The 16,105-nt window shown below is 59.3% G+C and carries 11 protein-coding genes; 3 read left to right on the top strand and 8 right to left on the bottom strand.

Features of this window, described 5'->3' with window-relative positions; translation table 11 throughout:
• Window positions 1-93: 93 nt before the first annotated feature.
• Window positions 94-1,503 carry a GntR family transcriptional regulator MpaR gene (gene mapR, locus ACIP66_RS01745; protein ID WP_400644769.1) on the top strand — a complete coding sequence of 470 codons (1,410 nt, stop codon included), beginning with the start codon at window positions 94-96 and terminating at the stop codon, window positions 1,501-1,503.
• Between the two features lie 149 nt (window positions 1,504-1,652).
• Here the strand turns inward: mapR and ACIP66_RS01740 are convergent, their stop codons facing one another.
• The 7 genes from ACIP66_RS01740 to tpx all read right to left on the bottom strand — a co-directional run bounded on the left by ACIP66_RS01740 (window position 1,653) and on the right by tpx (window position 14,840).
• Window positions 1,653-2,399 carry an SDR family oxidoreductase gene (locus tag ACIP66_RS01740; protein ID WP_159812040.1) on the bottom strand — a complete coding sequence of 249 codons (747 nt, stop codon included), beginning with the start codon at window positions 2,397-2,399 and terminating at the stop codon, window positions 1,653-1,655.
• Window positions 2,400-2,689: 290 nt separating this feature from the next.
• Entirely contained in the window at window positions 2,690-4,771 is a 2,082-nt protein-coding gene (locus ACIP66_RS01735) for a putative bifunctional diguanylate cyclase/phosphodiesterase (protein WP_400644766.1), read from the bottom strand.
• Between the two features lie 261 nt (window positions 4,772-5,032).
• Window positions 5,033-6,502 carry an efflux transporter outer membrane subunit gene (locus ACIP66_RS01730; RefSeq protein WP_053120609.1) on the bottom strand — a complete coding sequence of 490 codons (1,470 nt, stop codon included), beginning with the start codon at window positions 6,500-6,502 and terminating at the stop codon, window positions 5,033-5,035.
• Complete coding sequence (locus ACIP66_RS01725; RefSeq protein ID WP_400644763.1) at window positions 6,499-9,606, bottom strand: efflux RND transporter permease subunit; 3,108 nt, start codon at window positions 9,604-9,606, stop codon at window positions 6,499-6,501. Before ACIP66_RS01725 ends, ACIP66_RS01730 begins: the two co-directional genes overlap by 4 nt.
• 142 nt (window positions 9,607-9,748) lie before the next feature.
• Window positions 9,749-12,850, bottom strand: coding sequence for an MdtB/MuxB family multidrug efflux RND transporter permease subunit (locus tag ACIP66_RS01720; RefSeq protein WP_400644760.1), 3,102 nt, complete (start codon window positions 12,848-12,850; stop codon window positions 9,749-9,751).
• Window positions 12,847-14,154, bottom strand: a complete 1,308-nt coding sequence (locus tag ACIP66_RS01715) for an MdtA/MuxA family multidrug efflux RND transporter periplasmic adaptor subunit (protein ID WP_400644757.1) — start codon at window positions 14,152-14,154, stop codon at window positions 12,847-12,849. The genes ACIP66_RS01720 and ACIP66_RS01715 overlap by 4 nt, the downstream gene beginning before the upstream one ends.
• 185 nt (window positions 14,155-14,339) lie before the next feature.
• Window positions 14,340-14,840, bottom strand: coding sequence for a thiol peroxidase (tpx, locus tag ACIP66_RS01710; protein WP_008086450.1), 501 nt, complete (start codon window positions 14,838-14,840; stop codon window positions 14,340-14,342).
• 34 nt (window positions 14,841-14,874) lie between these two features.
• On the opposite strand from tpx, the gene ACIP66_RS01705 reads away from it, so the two are divergent.
• Together ACIP66_RS01705 and ACIP66_RS01700 are read left to right on the top strand one after the other, a co-directional pair.
• Window positions 14,875-15,126, top strand: coding sequence for a hypothetical protein (locus tag ACIP66_RS01705; protein WP_212550707.1), 252 nt, complete (start codon window positions 14,875-14,877; stop codon window positions 15,124-15,126).
• A 26-nt stretch (window positions 15,127-15,152) separates the two neighbouring features.
• Window positions 15,153-15,581, top strand: coding sequence for a YciI family protein (locus tag ACIP66_RS01700; RefSeq protein ID WP_400644753.1), 429 nt, complete (start codon window positions 15,153-15,155; stop codon window positions 15,579-15,581).
• A 99-nt stretch (window positions 15,582-15,680) separates the two neighbouring features.
• Here ACIP66_RS01700 and ACIP66_RS01695 read toward each other — a convergent pair whose 3' ends face one another.
• On the bottom strand, window positions 15,681-16,040 hold the full coding sequence (locus ACIP66_RS01695) for a hypothetical protein (protein WP_400644751.1): 360 nt from the start codon (window positions 16,038-16,040) through the stop codon (window positions 15,681-15,683).
• Window positions 16,041-16,105: the final 65 nt, after the last annotated feature.

The raw sequence follows: 16,105 nt of genomic DNA, 5'->3' as shown, positions 1-16,105 counted from the left end.
TCCCCCAATCAGTCCCCTCTCCCTCCGGGAGAGGGCTAGGGTGAGGGGCTTTCCCCCAGACACCCATCAATCAACAAGCACCAAGGCTCCTCGATGAAACGCTACGAAAAATTCGCCGACGACATCGCTGAACTGATCCGCTCCGGCGTCCTCGGCCCCGGCCAGCGCGTGCCTTCGGTGCGCTACGCCAGCCAGACCTACGGCGTCAGCCCCTCCACCGTGTTCCAGGCCTACTACCTGCTCGAACGCCGTGGCCTGATCCGCGCCCGGCCGCGCTCCGGCTACTTCGTTAACACGCATGCGCCGAGCCCGTTCTCGGAGCCGGTGATCAGCCATCAGGTCAACGAATCCACCGAAGTCGACGTCAGTGAACTGGTGTTCTCGGTACTCGATTCGATCAAAGATCCAAACACCGTGCCCTTCGGCTCAGCCTTCCCCAGCCCGACCCTGTTCCCGCTGCAACGCCTGTCCCGGTCGCTGGCCAGCGCCGCGCGAGAGATGGATCCGCGCATGGTCGTCACCGATATGTCGCCAGGCAACCCGCAACTGCGCCGCCAGATCGCCCTGCGTTACATGGTCGGCGGCCTGATGCTGCCAATGGAAGAGTTGCTGATCACCAACGGCGCCCTCGAAGCGCTGAACCTGTGCCTGCAAGCGGTGACCGAACCCGGCGATCTGGTGGCCATCGAAGCCCCGGCGTTCTATGCGAGCCTGCAAGTACTTGAACGCCTGAAACTCAAAGCCGTGGAAATCCCCGTGCACCCGCGCGACGGCATCGACCTCAACGTGCTCGCGCAGACGCTCGAACGTCACCCGATCAAAGCCTGCTGGTGCATGACCAGTTTCCAGAACCCGATGGGCGCAACCATGCCCGAGGCGAAAAAACAGGAACTGGTCGAACTGCTGCGCCGTCACCAAGTGCCGCTGATCGAAGACGACGTCTACGCCGAACTCTATTACGGCCAGCAAGCACCGAAACCGGCGAAAGCCTTCGACACGGAAGGTCTGGTCATGCATTGCGGCTCGTTCGCCAAGAGTCTGGCCCCCGGCTACCGCATCGGCTGGGTCGCTGCCGGGCGCTACGCGCAGAAAATCGAGCGGCTCAAGCTGATGACCTCGCTGTGCGCCTCGATGCCCGCGCAAGCAGCGATTGCCGACTACCTGCAACACGGCGGCTACGACCGCCACCTGCGCAAGTTGCGCTATGCCCTGGAAGAGCAGCAAAGCGCCATGCTCGCCGCCATCGCCCGTTACTTCCCGGCCCAGACACGCGTCAGCCAACCCGCCGGCGGCTACTTTTTGTGGCTGGAACTGCCAGAGCAGATGGATTCGTTGAAGTTGTTTCAGATGGCGCTGGCACAAGGCATCAGCATCGCCCCAGGGCCGATTTTTTCGCCGACGCAACGCTTCAGAAATTGCATCCGCCTGAACTATGGCAGCCCGTGGACGGAGGATTCGGAGAAGGCGATGGAGACGTTGGGGCGGATTGTGCGGTCGTTCTGACAGGTTGATGTTGCCGCGATTTTTGCTATCGCCAGCAGGCTAGCTCCCACAGTGGATTGCGTTGAAACACATTTGTGTGAACAACCACAAACCCTGTGGGAGCTAGCCTGCTAGCGATGAGGCCCAACCAGACAACTCAATTTTCTGGTTTAACGCCCACCACCCAAATCAACAAACGTCCCCGTCGCATACGAAGCCTTGTCCGACAACAGCCAGACAATCGCCTCCGCCACTTCATCCGGTCGCCCCCCACGAGCCATCGGAATCGCTGACTCAAGCTTGCTGACCCGATCCGGATCGCCGCTCAGCGCGTGGAAATCGGTGTAGATGTAACCCGGGCGCACCGCGTTGACACGAATGCCCTCGCCCGCGACTTCCTTGGACAGGCCGATGGTGAACGTATCGAGCGCGCCTTTGGAGGCGGCGTAATCGACGTATTCATTCGGGGAACCCAATCGCGAAGCCACCGATGAGACGTTGACGATGCTGCCGCCCTGCCCGCCATGCTTGGGCGACATGCGCAGGATCGCGTGCTTGGCACAGAGAATCGGTGCCAAAACATTGGTTTTCATGATTTTGAGGATGCGAAATTCGGACATTTCGTCGACCCGCGATTTGTGCCCGACGGTGCCGGCGTTGTTCACCAAGGCGGTGACACGGCCCAGTTCGGTGTCGACGCGCTGAAACAGCGCGACCACTTCGTCCTCGATGCTGACGTCAGCGCGAACCGCGATGGCTTGTGCGCCCAATGCACGGACTTGCTCCAGCACGCTATGCGCGGCCTGTTCATCCGACTGATAGTTGATGCAGATCCGATAGCCTTGTTCGGCCGCCAACAACGCCGTAGCAGCGCCAATCCCGCGCCCGCCACCGGTGATCACAATGACTTTATCCATGCTGGCCCTTCCCCCGAATGCACCCATAACAGTCGGGGGAAAGAATAACCGCCATTGCCGGGTTTTGCATGGGTTGTGTTGGGGGCAGACCCTTCACCCCTGTGAACACAATTAACAGTGAACACAGTCATCCTGAAAACACACATCCCTTGTGGTGAGGGGATTTATCCCCGATGGGTTGCGAAGCAGCCCCAAAATCAGCCAGTGCGGTGTGTCAGCAAGAACTGGGTGCAGGTATGAGGGGCCGCTTCGCAGCCCATCGGGGATAAATCCCCTCACCACAAGGAATCTCAGACTTGAGCGAGTTGTTCGCCGCGCACGATGTCCTGCATAAACCGCTCCGCCGGCATCGGATGCCCGAGCAGATACCCTTGCAACGAATCACAACCCAACTGAGTCAGAAAATCCTGCTGCACGCCGGTCTCCACGCCTTCAGCAACAATGCGCAAACCCAGCGCCTGGCCCAGCGCGACAATCGCCGAAACGATCGCCGCATCATCGCTGTCATGCTCCAGATCACGCACAAACCCACGATCAATCTTCAGTTCATTGGCCGGCAGACGCTTGAGGTACATCAGGCTCGAATAACCGGTACCAAAGTCGTCGATCGATAAATCGACGCCCATGTCTGACAACTCCTGCAACACCGTCATGCTCGCATCAGCGTCGCTCATGGCGGTGGTTTCGGTGATTTCCAGGGTCAGGCTGTTGGCCGGCAGACGATGAGTCGCCAAAGCTTTGGCCACGCTCTGCACCAACCCGGCATGACAGAACTGCAACGCCGACAGGTTCACGGCGATGCGCCAGTCGGTGTAACCGAGCACGTACCATTCGCGCATCTGGCGGCAGGCTTCATTGAGCACCCACTCGCCGATCGGAATGATCAAGCCAGTTTTTTCCGCCAGATCAATAAACTTGTCCGGCATCAGCATGCCGTGCAGCGGATGCTCCCAGCGCAGCAGCGCCTCGGCACCGACCGGGCGACCGTTGGCTGCGTCGAATTTAGGTTGGTAATGCAGGCTGAACTGGCTGTGCTCCAGCGCCGCACGCAAATCCTGCAGCAGTTGCAGTTGCTTGCGCGCATTGCTGTTCATCGACGCGTCGAAGAAGCTGTAACCGTTTTTGCCGCCACCTTTGGCGTGGTACATCGCCGCGTCGGCGTTCATCAGCAGTTCCTGCGTGGTCTGGCCATTGCCCGGATACAGGGCGATGCCGACGCTGGCAGAGATCTGCAAATCGTGTTCAGCCACGCGGAACGAGCGTGCGATCAGGCCAACCTGACGCGCCGCCAGACTCAATGCATCGTTCGTTTCGGCGAGGCGCACCAGCAAAACAAATTCGTCGCCGCCGATGCGCGCGAGCGTGTCCTGGCTGCGCAGATCTTCGCGCAGGCGTTGCGCCACTTCGCGCAGCAACTGGTCGCCCATGTGATGGCCGAACGCATCGTTGACTGGTTTGAAGCCATCCAGATCGATGAACATCAAGGCGAAACAGCCGCCCTGTTCATGCACCTTTTTCATCGCCTGATTGATGCGGTCATCGAGCAACATGCGGTTCGGCAAACCGGTCAGCGTGTCGTGCAGGGCCAGTTGCGTCAGTTCGCGGTTGGCTGCGGTCAGCGAGTGCGCCAGATCAGCGGTGCGCGCTTCGAGGCGGGCATCAAGAATCGAGGTGAGCAAGGCGATCGACAGCACCGCCAACGTGGTGATCAGCACCAGACTGTCGAGGCCATTGCCCTTCAGGCCATCGATGGTCGCGCCGCAGAAGCTGCCGTCAGGAAACTTCGCAGCGGCCATGCCGGTGTAATGCATGCCGACAATGGCGATGCCCATGATCACCGCCGCACCGCCGCGAATCAGCCGTACATACGGCGAATGCTGGCGCAGGCGAAAGGCAATCCACAGCGCGGCGGCCGAGGCGCCGACCGCGATCAGCAACGATGCGCTGAACAGTGTCGGGTCGTAATCGATGCCTGGGGTCATGCGCATCGCGGCCATGCCGGTGTAATGCATGGTGCTGATACCGGCGCCCATGATCAGCGCACCGAAGGCCAGTTGCCAGATTGGTAGCTTCGGCTGACTGACCAGCCATAGCGCAAAGCCGCACGACAGCACGGCGATCAGCAGCGACAGCGCGGTGATGCCAATGTCGTAACCCAGATCAATCGGCAGTTTGAAGGCGAGCATGCCAATGAAGTGCATCGACCAGACGCCGACCCCCATGGCCAATGCGCCACCCGCCGTCCAGAAATACACGGCGCGGCCCCTGGCGGTGGCAATGCGCCCGCTGAGATCGAGCGCGGTGTACGAGGCGAGAATCGCCACGCACAACGAGATGAGTACGAGGGTGGAGGAATAGCTACCAGTGAGCATGAAAGTTCTCGTGACCACCCAAACCGTACTGCGTCCATTCTCGGCTGGGCAAATGCGGCGATTGTACTGATTGCGCGGAAGAACGCACTGACAAAGTAAGCAAATTGCCATCAAGCCGATGAAACGCTTGTTTGATCGTCCTACAAGGCTCTGGAAAGCGCCTTTCCCCCTGTAGGAGCTGCCGCAGGCTGCGATCTTTTGATTTGGTTTTCAAGATCAAAAGATCGCAGCCTTCGGCAGCTCCTACAGGGGGGAGCGGGCTTATTTGCTGTCGGTTACATCCAGTTGGCCATCCCAGCCACCACCCAGCGCGGCGATCAGTTGCACGCTGGCGATCAGGCGGCTTTGCAGGATGTTCAGCACGCTGCGCTCGTTGCTCAGTGCCGTGGCTTGCACCACCACGACGTCGATATAGGCGATCAGCCCGGCCTTGTACTGGTTTTCCGTCAGGCGCAGAGAGTCGCGCGCCGCATCCAGCGCTTCCTGGCGCACGGCGGCTTCGTCCTGATACACCTTGAGCTGCACCAGATAGTTTTCCACTTCGCGGAAACCGTCGAGCACGGTCTGGCGGTATTTGGCCACAGTCTGATCGTACACAGCTTCAGTGCGATCGACTTCGGCGGAACGGATGCCGCCGTCAAACAGTGGCAGATCCAGTTTCGGCCCGACCGACCAGAAGCGGTTCGGCAAGCTGACCAGGTCTTGCGAGGTACTGCTGCTGTAACCACCGCTCAGACTCAGCGACAGATCCGGGTAATACGCCGCTTTCGCCACGCCAATATTCGCGTTGGCCGCAATCACCGAGCGTTCGGCCGAGGCGATGTCCGGGCGACGTTCCAGCAGTTGCGACGGCAAGCTCAACGGCACTTGCGGCAGGTTCGGGATGTTCTGGGTTTCGGCAATATTGAATTCGGCCGGCGCCTGCCCGGTCAGCACGGCAATGGCGTTTTCGAATTGCGCGCGTTGCCAGATCAGATCGACAAGATCGGCCTGAGTGCTTTTCAGCTGGGTTTGCGCCTGCGCTACCGCGTCACGTCCGGACACACCGGCGCGATATTGGTTCTGAGTCATTTTCAGCGAACGCTCGTACGCCGCCACCGTGGCTTCGAGCAAACGTTTCTGCTGATCGATCACCCGTAATTGCAGGTAGTTCTGCACCAGTTCCGACTGCTGGCTCAGGCGCATCGCCGCCAGATCGGCGTAACTCGCCTGAGCGCTGGCCTGATCGGCCTCAAGGCCACGGCGCAGTTTGCCCCAGATATCGGCTTCCCAACTGACGCCCAACTGCGCGTTATAGGTGTCGCGAATACCGCTGGAAGAACTGCTCAAACTCGAACTGCTGCTGCCGGTGCCCTGGCTGGAGCGGGTTTTGCCCACGCTCAGGTCAACGCTCGGATAGAACGCGCCGCGCGCACTGCGTACCAGGGCCTGCGCCTGACGGAACTGCGCTTCCGATTGCGCGACGGTCTGGTTGGAGCTGTTGAGTTTTTCGATCAGGCCATTGAGCTGCTGATCACCGTACAGCTCCCACCAGGCGCCACGGGCCAGCGAGTCGCTCGGATTGGCCTGACGCCAGCCCTCGGCTTCTTTGTACTGAGCGATTTCGGCGGTCTGCGGGCGCTGGTAGTCCGGGCCGACAGCGCAGGCACTGAGCATCGCCACGCACAGCGACAGGCTTAACAGACGCGATCCGCGCACAGTGGCCATATGGATAAGCGAACGATCAGTCATAGCGGAGTTTCCAGAGCGGCGTCAGTACGCACGCCACGCCATTTGTTGAAACGATGGCGCAGCTTGTCGAGATAGAGGTAAACCACAGGTGTGGTGTAAAGCGTCAGCACCTGGCTGAAAACCAGCCCGCCGATGATGGTCAGGCCCAGTGGCTGGCGCATTTCCGCACCTTCCGCGCGGCTGAGCAGCAACGGCAAGGCGCCGAGAATCGCTGCCAGCGTGGTCATCAGAATCGGCCGCAGACGTTGCAGGCAAGCACTGCGGATCGACTCCAGCGGAGTCATGCCTTGGTGGCGTTCAAGTTGCAGCGCCAGGTCGATCATCAGAATCGCGTTTTTCTTTACCACGCCAATCAACAGGAACAGGCCGAGCAGCGAGATCAGGCTGAACTCGCCACCCAGCGCATAGATCGACAGCAACGCGCCGACCCCGGCCGACGGCAACGTCGACAGAATCGTCAGCGGGTGAATGTAGCTTTCATACAGCACACCCAACACCAGATACACCGCGAGCAACGCGCCAAGAATCATGAACGGCTGGCTCTTCTGCGTGGCGGCGAAAGCATCGGCGGTACCGGCCATTTTTGCGATCACGTCTTCTGGCAAGCCAAGTTTGGCAATCGCCCGTTCGATGGCGGCACTGCCCTGCTCCACCGTCACGCCTTCGGCCATATCGAAGGAAATGTCCTCGGAGGCGAACTGCCCTTCGTGGCTGACGCGGTCGTCTTCCAGACTGCTTTCATAGTGAGCAAAGGTCGACAACGGCACGCGCGCACCGTCGGCGGTAATTACCTGTACTTGCTTGAGCGTCACCGGATCCTGCGCATATTTCGGGCTGACCTCCATCACCACCTGATACTGGTTGAGGCTGTCGTAGATCGTCGAAATCTGCCGCTGGCTGTAGGCGTTGTTCAGCACCGAAGTGACCATGTCCATATCGATGCCCAGACGCTTGGCCTGATCACGGTCGACAATCAGCGTCACCTGTTGCGCGCCTCGGCCTTCGCGGGCATCAATTGCGGTCAACTCTGGCAGCGCACGCAACGCGGTCACCACTTTCGGGTACCACTCGCGCAGCGAACCGAGGTCTGCACTTTGCAGGATGTAACTGTACTGCGAGGTGGTCTGTTCACGGCCACCGCCGAACTGCAGATCCTGATCCGCCATCAGCATCAATTGCGCGCCAGCCACCTTGGGCATTTCCTTGCGCAGCCGCTCGATGACTTTTTGCGCCGATATCTGACGATCCTTGATCGGTTTCAAACGCACGAGCATGAAGGCGTTGTTGGTGCCGTTGGTACCGCCGATAAACCCGGCGACGCTTTCCACCGCTTCGTCCTTGAGCACAGCACGACGGAAGGTCTCCATTTTCGGCTGCATAACGCTGAACGACAGACCATCGTCGCCGCGCACGAAACCGATCAACTGGCCGGTGTCCTGCTGCGGCATGAAGGTTTTCGGCACGACCACATACAAGGCAACGTTAACGCCGACCGTGATCAACAGACTGAGCAAGGTCAGGCGGCGATGACGCAGCACCCAATCGAGGCTGGTAGCGTATTTGCCAACCATCCAGTCGTTGGTGCGGCGGCTGAAACGTTGCAGACGGTTTTCCTGCCCCGGCGTGTGCGGTTTGAGCCAGCGCGCGCAGAGCATCGGCGTCAGCGTCAGGGACACCACCAGCGATACCACAATCGACGCCGCCAGGGTGATGGAGAATTCGCGGAACAGGCTCTCGATGATCCCGCCCATAAACAGGATCGACAGGAACACCGCCACCAGCGAGACGTTCATCGACAGCAAGGTAAAACCGACTTCCTTGGCCCCGAGGTAAGCAGCCTCCATCGGTTTGACGCCTTCGTCGATGTGCCGGGAAATGTTCTCCAGCACCACGATGGCGTCGTCCACCACCAGACCGGTGGCCAGAATCAGCGCCATCAGCGACAGGTTGTTCAGCGAGAATCCATAGAGGTACATCACCGCAAAGGTGCCGACCAGCGACACCGGTACCGCCAACGTCGGGATCAGCGAGGCGCGGAAGTTACCGAGGAACAGGAACACCACCAGAATCACCAGCGCCACGGCGATCAGCAGGGTCATTTCCGCTTCGTGCAACGTCGCCTTAATGACCGGCGAGCGATCCATCGCCAGATTAAGCTTCACGCTGGCTGGCAATACCGCTTGCAGTGCCGGCAGTTGCGCCTTGATTTCGTTTACCGTCTCGATGATGTTGGCGCCTGCCTGACGGTTGATCACCAGCAACACCGCGGCGTCATCGTTGAAGAAACCGCTGTTGTAGCGGTCTTCGACACCGTCGCTGACTTTGGCCACGTCTTTGAGGCGCAATGCGGCGCCATCGGCGTAGTGGATGATCAGCGACTCGTAATCCTTGGCTTTCTCCAGTTGATCGTTGGCCTGAATCTGCCACAACCGCTGGCCGTCCTCGACCGAACCTTTGGGCCGGCGTACGTTGGCGTCAGCAATGGTTTTACGCACGTCATCCAGCGCCACGCCGTACTGATTCAGCGCCTGCGGTTCGAGTTCGATGCGCACTGCCGGCAACGAACTGCCGCCGATCTGCACTTCGCCGACGCCCTGCACCTGCGACAGGCTCTGCGACAGAATCGTCGAGGCCAAATCGTAGAGCTGGCCTTTTTCCAGCACATCCGAGGTCAGCGACAGCACCATGATCGGCGCCTGCGACGGGTTGACCTTTTTATAGGTCGGCATGCTGCGCATCCCGCTCGGCAACAGATTGCGCGAGGCGTTGATCGCCGCCTGCACTTCCCGCGCCGCACCGTTGATGTCGCGGTCGAGGTCAAATTGCAGAATGACCCGCGTCGAACCCTGGCTGGAGCGGCTGCTCATGGTGTTGACGCCGGCGATGGCGCCAAATGAGCGCTCCAGCGGCGTGGCCACGGTGGACGCCATGACCTCCGGACTGGCACCGGGCAGGCTGGCCTGTACGACAATCACCGGGAAATCCATTTGCGGCAACGGCGCCACCGGCAGCAGGCCGAAGCTGACACCGCCCAGCAGCATGATCGCCAGGCTCAGCAACATGGTCGCGACCGGGCGCTTGATGAAAGGGCCGGACAGATTCATTGACCGCAATCCCCAGCTTCACCGCACACCCCTGTAGGAGTGAGCCTGCTCGCGATAGCAATTTGTCTGCTCACATAAATGTTGGATGTGCCGGCCTCATCGCGAGCAGGCTCACTCCTACATCGGGAATGCGTGCAGACAGTCATACCGGCACCTCTGCGCTGTCGGCATTGGTTTTGCCAAACCGGCGACCGAGGCGGTCGAAGTACAGGTAGATCACGGGCGTGGTGAACAACGTCAGTACCTGGCTCACCAGCAACCCGCCAACCATCACCAGACCCAGCGGCTGACGCAATTCCGCGCCAGAGCCGGTGGCGAGCATCAGCGGCACCGCGCCGAACAGCGCCGCCAGCGTGGTCATCAGGATCGGCCGGAAACGCAACAGCGCGGCTTGATAGATCGCCTGCTCGGGCGCCATGCCCTGATTGCGTTCAGCATCAAGGGCGAAGTCGATCATCATGATCGCGTTTTTCTTCACGATACCGATCAGCAAAATGATGCCGATGATCGCGATCATCCCCAGATCATTGCCGCTGAGCAGCAGTGCCAGCAAGGCACCGACCGCCGCCGACGGCAAGGTCGAGAGAATGGTGATCGGGTGGATGTAGCTCTCGTAGAGCACGCCGAGCACGATGTACATGGTCACCACCGCCGCCAGAATCAGCAGCAAGGTGCTCGACAGCGACGCCTGGAATGCTTCGGCCGCGCCCTGGAACTGCGTCTGCACGCCGACCGGCATACCGATGTCTTTCTGCACCTGATCGATGATGTCCACCGCATGCCCCAGCGCCACGCCCGGGGCAAGGTTGAACGACATCATCACCGCCGGGAACTGGCCGATGTGGGTGATCGCCAGTTGTGCCTGACGCTCCTCGACGTGGGCCAGACTCGACAGGCGCACCTGCGCGCCATCCGTGGTTTTCACGTGGATCTGGTCCAGTGCCTGCGGGCCGATTTTCTCGCCGGACTGCGCTTGCAGCACCACGCGGTATTGGCTGGCCTGGGTGTAGATGGTCGAAATCTGCCGCTGACCGAACGCGTCGTACAGTGCATCGGTGATATTCGCCACCGACACACCCAGGCGCGAGGCCGCATCGCGGTCAATCACCAGGTACACCTGCAAGCCTTTGTCCTGCAAATCACTGGCGACGTCGGTCAGTTCCGGGCGTTGCGCCAATGCCTCGACCAAACGCCCGCTCCATTCACTGAGCAACTCCGAGTCTGGCGACGACATGCTGAACTGGTATTGCGTGCGGCTGACGCGGTCTTCGATAGTCAGATCCTGCACCGGCTGCATAAACAGACGGATGCCGACCAGTTTGTCCAGGTTTGGTTGCAGACGGGCAATCACTTCCGTGGCGGTGAGATCCCGTTGATTGTGCGGTTTGAGGTTGATCAGCAAGCGGCCGCTATTCAGTGTCGAGTTATCGCCGTCGACACCGATGTAGGACGACAGGCTTTGTACCGCCGGGTCTTCAAGAATGATCTTCGCCAGTTCTTGCTGGCGCTCGCCCATGGCGGCGAAGGAAATCGACTGCGGCGCCTCGGAAATGCCCTGAATCACCCCGGTGTCCTGCACCGGAAAGAAGCCCTTCGGCACGATCATGTAAAGGAACACGGTCAACGCCAAAGTGCCGATAGCGACCAGCAAGGTCAGCGGTTGGTGCTTGAGCACCCAACGCAGCATCCGCCCGTACTCGGCGATCATCCAGTCGATCACCGCGCCACTGGCGCGGTAGAAGCGGCCTTGCTCATGCGCCTCCGGTTCACGCTTGAGCAAACGTGCGCACATCATTGGCGTCAGGGTCAGCGAGACCACCAGGGAAATCAGGATCGCTACCGCGAGGGTGATGGCAAATTCACGGAACAAGCGCCCGACCACATCCGCCATGAACAGCAGCGGAATCAGTACGGCGATCAACGACAGGGTCAGGGAAATCAAGGTGAAGCCAATTTGCTTGGCGCCCTTGAGCGCTGCCTGCATGGGGCTGTCGCCCTCTTCGATAAATCGAGAGATGTTTTCCAGCATGACGATGGCATCGTCGACCACAAAACCGGTGGCGATGGTCAACGCCATCAGCGTCAGGTTGTTCACCGAGAAACCGGCGAGGTACATCACGCCAAAGGTGCCGATCAGCGACAACGGCACCGCCACCGATGGAATGATCGTGGCGCTGGCACGACGCAAGAACAGGAACGTGACCATGACCACCAGCGCGATGGCGATCAGCAGTTCGTGCTGAACATCGGTTACCGAGGCGCGAATGGTTTGCGTACGGTCGGTCAGTACCGTGACATCGAGGCCGGCCGGCAGGTTGTCGGTGATGCTTGGCAGCAGCGCCTTGATCCGGTCGACCACTTCAATGACGTTGGCGCCCGGCTGACGCTGAATGTTCAGCAACACTGCCTGATTCTGGTTGGCCCACGCGGCGAGACGTTCGTTCTCGGCACCATCGACGATTTCCGCAACATCCTTGAGTCGCAACGGCGCGCCGTTTTTGTAGGCGAGGATCAGGTTGGCGTAATCCTTGGGCGACGTCAGTTGATCGTTGGCGTCGAGCATCGACACCCGGGTCGGGCCGTCGAAGTTACCTTTCGGCTGGTTGACGTTGGAGGCACCGATCAAGGTGCGCACGTCAGACAGATTGAGACTGTTGGCCGCCAAGGCTTCCGGGTTGACCTTGATCCGCACCGCCTGACGCTGACCGCCGGCGATGCTGACCATGCCGACGCCGCTGATCTGGGCGATTTTCTGCGCCATGCGCGTATCGACCAGATCATTGAGTTTGGGCAGCAACATGGTTTTCGAGGTAATGGCCAGGGTCAGCACCGGGGTGTCTGCCGGGTTGACCTTGTTGTACACCGGCGGTGCCGGCAAGTCGGTTGGCAGCAGATTGGTCGCAGCGTTGATCGCGGCCTGCACCTGTTGTTCGGCAACATCCATGTTGATGTCGAGGCTGAAACGCAGGGTCAGCACCGACGCGCCGCCGGAGCTGGTCGAGGCCATTTGCGTCAGACCTGGCATCTGCCCGAACTGACGTTCAAGTGGCGCGGTCACGGCGCTGGTCATTACGTCCGGGCTGGCGCCGGGATACAGGGTCATGACGCGGATGGTCGGGTAATCGACCTGCGGCAACGCCGAGACCGGCAGCAGGCGATATGCGATCAGGCCGGCCAGAACAATGGCCAGCATGCTCAGGGTGGTGGCTACCGGACGGAGGATGAACAGCCGCGAAATGTTCATGCGCCCTTCTTGGCCTTGTCAGTCACAGCAGCGTCTGGCGCGGCGGCAGCGGATTTGCCCTGCAAGTGTTCGGTTGGGGTGGTCGGCACGGCATTGCTGTCGTTGACCACTTCCACCTCACTGCCCTCTTTCAGGCGGTCGGTGCCTTCCAGCACCACACGGTCGCCGGCGGCCAGGCCTTCGGTGATCACGGTGTTATTACCATCACTGGCACCGATTTTCAGTTGGCGGATGGTGACTTTCTTGTCACCGTCGAGTGCATAAACAAAGGTGCCGTTGGTGCCGAACTGGATAGCGGCAGAAGGCGCCAGTACCACGCCTTTGAGGGTGTCGGCCAGCAAGTGCACGTTGACGAACTGATTCGGAAACAGCGCTTGATCGCGGTTGTCGTAACGGGCCTTGAATTTCAGGGTGCCGGTAGCGACGTCGATCTGGTTGTCGAGGCTTTGCAATACGCCAGTGGCTTGCAGTTTGGTGTCGCCACGATCCCACGCTTCGGCCGGCAGTTTGGCGCCGCTGCGGTAGCGGGCGAGGACGGTTTCGAGGCTGTTTTCCGGCAGCGTGAAGGCGACGCTGATCGGTTGGGTCTGGGTGATCACCGCGAGGAATGTGGTGTCGTTGGCCGCCACAAGGTTGCCGACGTCGACCTGACGCAGACCGACGCGACCGGCAATCGGTGCACGGATCTTGGTGAATTCAAGATTGAGCTTGGCGTCGTTGACCGCCGCCTGATTGGTTTTTACCGTGCCCAGATACTGGCCGACCAGCGCTTCGGCGGTGTCCAGTGTCTGCTTGGCAATACTGTCTTCCTTGAACAGACCGCGATAACGCTCGACGTCGACCTGAGCGTTCTTCAATTGCGCCTGATTCTGCAGCAAAGTGCCTTCGGCCTGCAGCAAGGCATTTTGGTAAGGACGCGGATCGATCTCTGCCAGCAAGTCGCCCGCCTTGACCCTCTGCCCTTCTTCGAAATTGATCTTCACCAATTCGCCGCCCACCCGGCTGCGCACATTGATGGTGTTGAGCGCCGTTACCGTGCCCAGCGCTTTGTAATACAGCGGAAAGTCACCGGTGACCGCCGGCGCCACGCGCACCGGAATCGGCCCGGTACCGCCGCCGAAGCCTGGCCTCATCATCCCCGAACGCCCGGCATGACCGGCCGCCGCCTTATCACCGCCCTCCTTGTGGGCTGAACCGGCCGGCCAGAATTTCCAGCACAGGACAGCGATAACCAACAAGACAAGCAGGCTGATCAGCCAGCGACGGGTGTTGCGGGGGGACGATTGCATGGAGTGATTAACCATTGGGCGCGTGGGCTTCTTTTACGGGAGGCTGAACGATAAGCACTGGTGACGATTAAGCAAAGCAGCTTTACCGGCAATTTACCTTCATCTTACGTTTCAAGGTGTGAGGCAAAACACTGATACACAAATGAAAACGGCCTGGACAGGGCCAGGCCGTTAACAATTGTAAAGCGCTGTGGCAGAGCTTACTTCAGGACGGCCAGAGCAGCGTCGTAGTTCGGCTCTTCAGCGATTTCCTTGACCAGTTCGCTGTGCAGCACGTTGTCGTTCTCGTCCAGCACCACGACGGCACGGGCGGTCAGGCCTTTCAACGGGCCGTCAGCAATAGCCACGCCGTAGTTTTCGATGAACTCGGCACCGCGCAGGGTCGACAGGTTCTGAACGTTTTCCAGACCTTCGGCGCCGCAGAAGCGTGCTTGAGCGAACGGCAGGTCAGCGGAGATGCACAGCACGACAGTGTTGGCGACTTCGTTGGCCTGAGCGTTGAATTTGCGCACGGAAGTGGCGCAGGTCGGGGTGTCAACGCTTGGGAAGATGTTGAGGACTTTGCGCTTGCCGGCGAAGTCTTTCAGGGTGACGTCGGACAGATTGCCGGCAACCAGGGAAAAGGCTGGCGCCTTGGAACCGGCTTGTGGCAACTGGCCGTTGACTTGAACCGGATTGCCTTTAAGGGTGACTTGAGCCATGACTTGAGTCCTTCTAACGTTGTGGTTGGAGAGCATGCAAGAAGCGGAAGTTAACCACGAAATTGTCCGACGACCTATGCCCAAAATGAAATTGTCAGGTGCCGGTGCACGAAATTGTATACAACCCGAGATCCCGGTAGGAGCTGCCGAAGGCTGCGATCTTTTGATCCTCGAAACAAAATCAAAAGATCGCAGCGTGCCGCAGCTCCTACACGGGGATGCGGGCGATCCTGATTTTTTCAACCATGCTGTCGATTCATGTTCGGCCCGTTCGATTAAGCAGTGAACCCCACACTTTTCGGAGTAACCGCCATGCGATTCATGATCCTCGTAAAAGCCAGCGCCGATTCGGAAGCCGGCGTCATGCCCAGTGAAGAACTGCTCACCGCGATGGGCAATTTCAACGAGGAGCTGGCCAAGGCCGGCATCCTCGTCGAAGCAGACGGTTTACACCCGAGTAGCAAAGGCGCCCGTGTGCGCTTCTCCGGCGACAAACGTACGGTGACTGATGGCCCTTTCATCGAAACCAAGGAATTGGTCGCCGGGTACTGGATCTGGGACGTTAAATCCAAGGAAGAAGCCATCGAATGGGTCAAACGCTGCCCGAACCCTATGCCGGGCACCGATTCCGACATCGAGATTCGCCAAATATTTTCCGCTGAAGACTTTGGCCCGGAATTGACGCCGCAAGCGCGTGAGCAAGAAGAGCGAATCCGCGAGCAAGCAAAGAAAAACGCATAACCGAAAAACTGGATTAAGAACTGCTGAAGGCTGCGACCATCGATTGCTTTAGAAGCAAAAAAGTCCGCAGCCTTGTTTCACTCGAATACTGACAATCGGTCAGTCGGGCATTGAGCGGATTATGTCAGCCAGATCGTCCTTGGTTATTTCATTGGCTTTAATTGCTGCGGCGACATCCTTTTTTGAAAGAGGGAAGCGTTTGAAAATTTCTTTCAATGCTTCCGGATCGACATTGGCCAACCAAAGAGGATCGATAAAGGAACCGCCGTATTCAGGCTTCATGGGTACTTCTTCGTGAGCAATAGCACCTTTATGATTAAGATACACCACATAACGATCATGCCCTTCAGGAAAACTTTTATCGTGATATAGCGTAGCCCCTATAGGCAGGACATAGTAGTTTTCATCACCCTCTGGCCCCTCAATCAACAACGGTTCTTTAGTTTTGATCATCTTCATATCATGTCCCTTCGTAATATCGCCAAAAATCAGAGAAGCCAAAAAAATCGCATTGACGGATAGAA

The sequence above is a fragment of the Pseudomonas sp. NPDC088429 genome (genome assembly GCF_044753305.1).
Lineage (GTDB): Bacteria > Pseudomonadota > Gammaproteobacteria > Pseudomonadales > Pseudomonadaceae > Aquipseudomonas > Aquipseudomonas rustica.
The sequence above is the reverse complement of the archived record's forward strand: the minus strand, read 5'-3'. Positions and strand labels throughout refer to the sequence as shown.

Bases quoted from the DNA above. Each gene is read 5' to 3' on its own strand.
- ACIP66_RS01715 (WP_400644757.1), bottom strand. From the start codon at position 14,154: ATGGTTAATCACTCCATGCAATCGTCCCCCCGCAACACCCGTCGCTGG.
- ACIP66_RS01700 (WP_400644753.1), top strand. From the start codon at position 15,153: ATGCGATTCATGATCCTCGTAAAAGCCAGCGCCGATTCGGAAGCCGGC.
- ACIP66_RS01720 (WP_400644760.1), bottom strand. From the start codon at position 12,850: ATGAACATTTCGCGGCTGTTCATCCTCCGTCCGGTAGCCACCACCCTG.
- ACIP66_RS01725 (WP_400644763.1), bottom strand. From the start codon at position 9,606: ATGAATCTGTCCGGCCCTTTCATCAAGCGCCCGGTCGCGACCATGTTG.
- ACIP66_RS01740 (WP_159812040.1), bottom strand. From the start codon at position 2,399: ATGGATAAAGTCATTGTGATCACCGGTGGCGGGCGCGGGATTGGCGCT.
- tpx (WP_008086450.1), bottom strand. From the start codon at position 14,840: ATGGCTCAAGTCACCCTTAAAGGCAATCCGGTTCAAGTCAACGGCCAG.
- mapR (WP_400644769.1), top strand. From the start codon at position 94: ATGAAACGCTACGAAAAATTCGCCGACGACATCGCTGAACTGATCCGC.
- ACIP66_RS01705 (WP_212550707.1), top strand. From the start codon at position 14,875: ATGCAAGAAGCGGAAGTTAACCACGAAATTGTCCGACGACCTATGCCC.
- ACIP66_RS01730 (WP_053120609.1), bottom strand. From the start codon at position 6,502: ATGACTGATCGTTCGCTTATCCATATGGCCACTGTGCGCGGATCGCGT.
- ACIP66_RS01695 (WP_400644751.1), bottom strand. From the start codon at position 16,040: ATGAAGATGATCAAAACTAAAGAACCGTTGTTGATTGAGGGGCCAGAG.
- ACIP66_RS01735 (WP_400644766.1), bottom strand. From the start codon at position 4,771: ATGCTCACTGGTAGCTATTCCTCCACCCTCGTACTCATCTCGTTGTGC.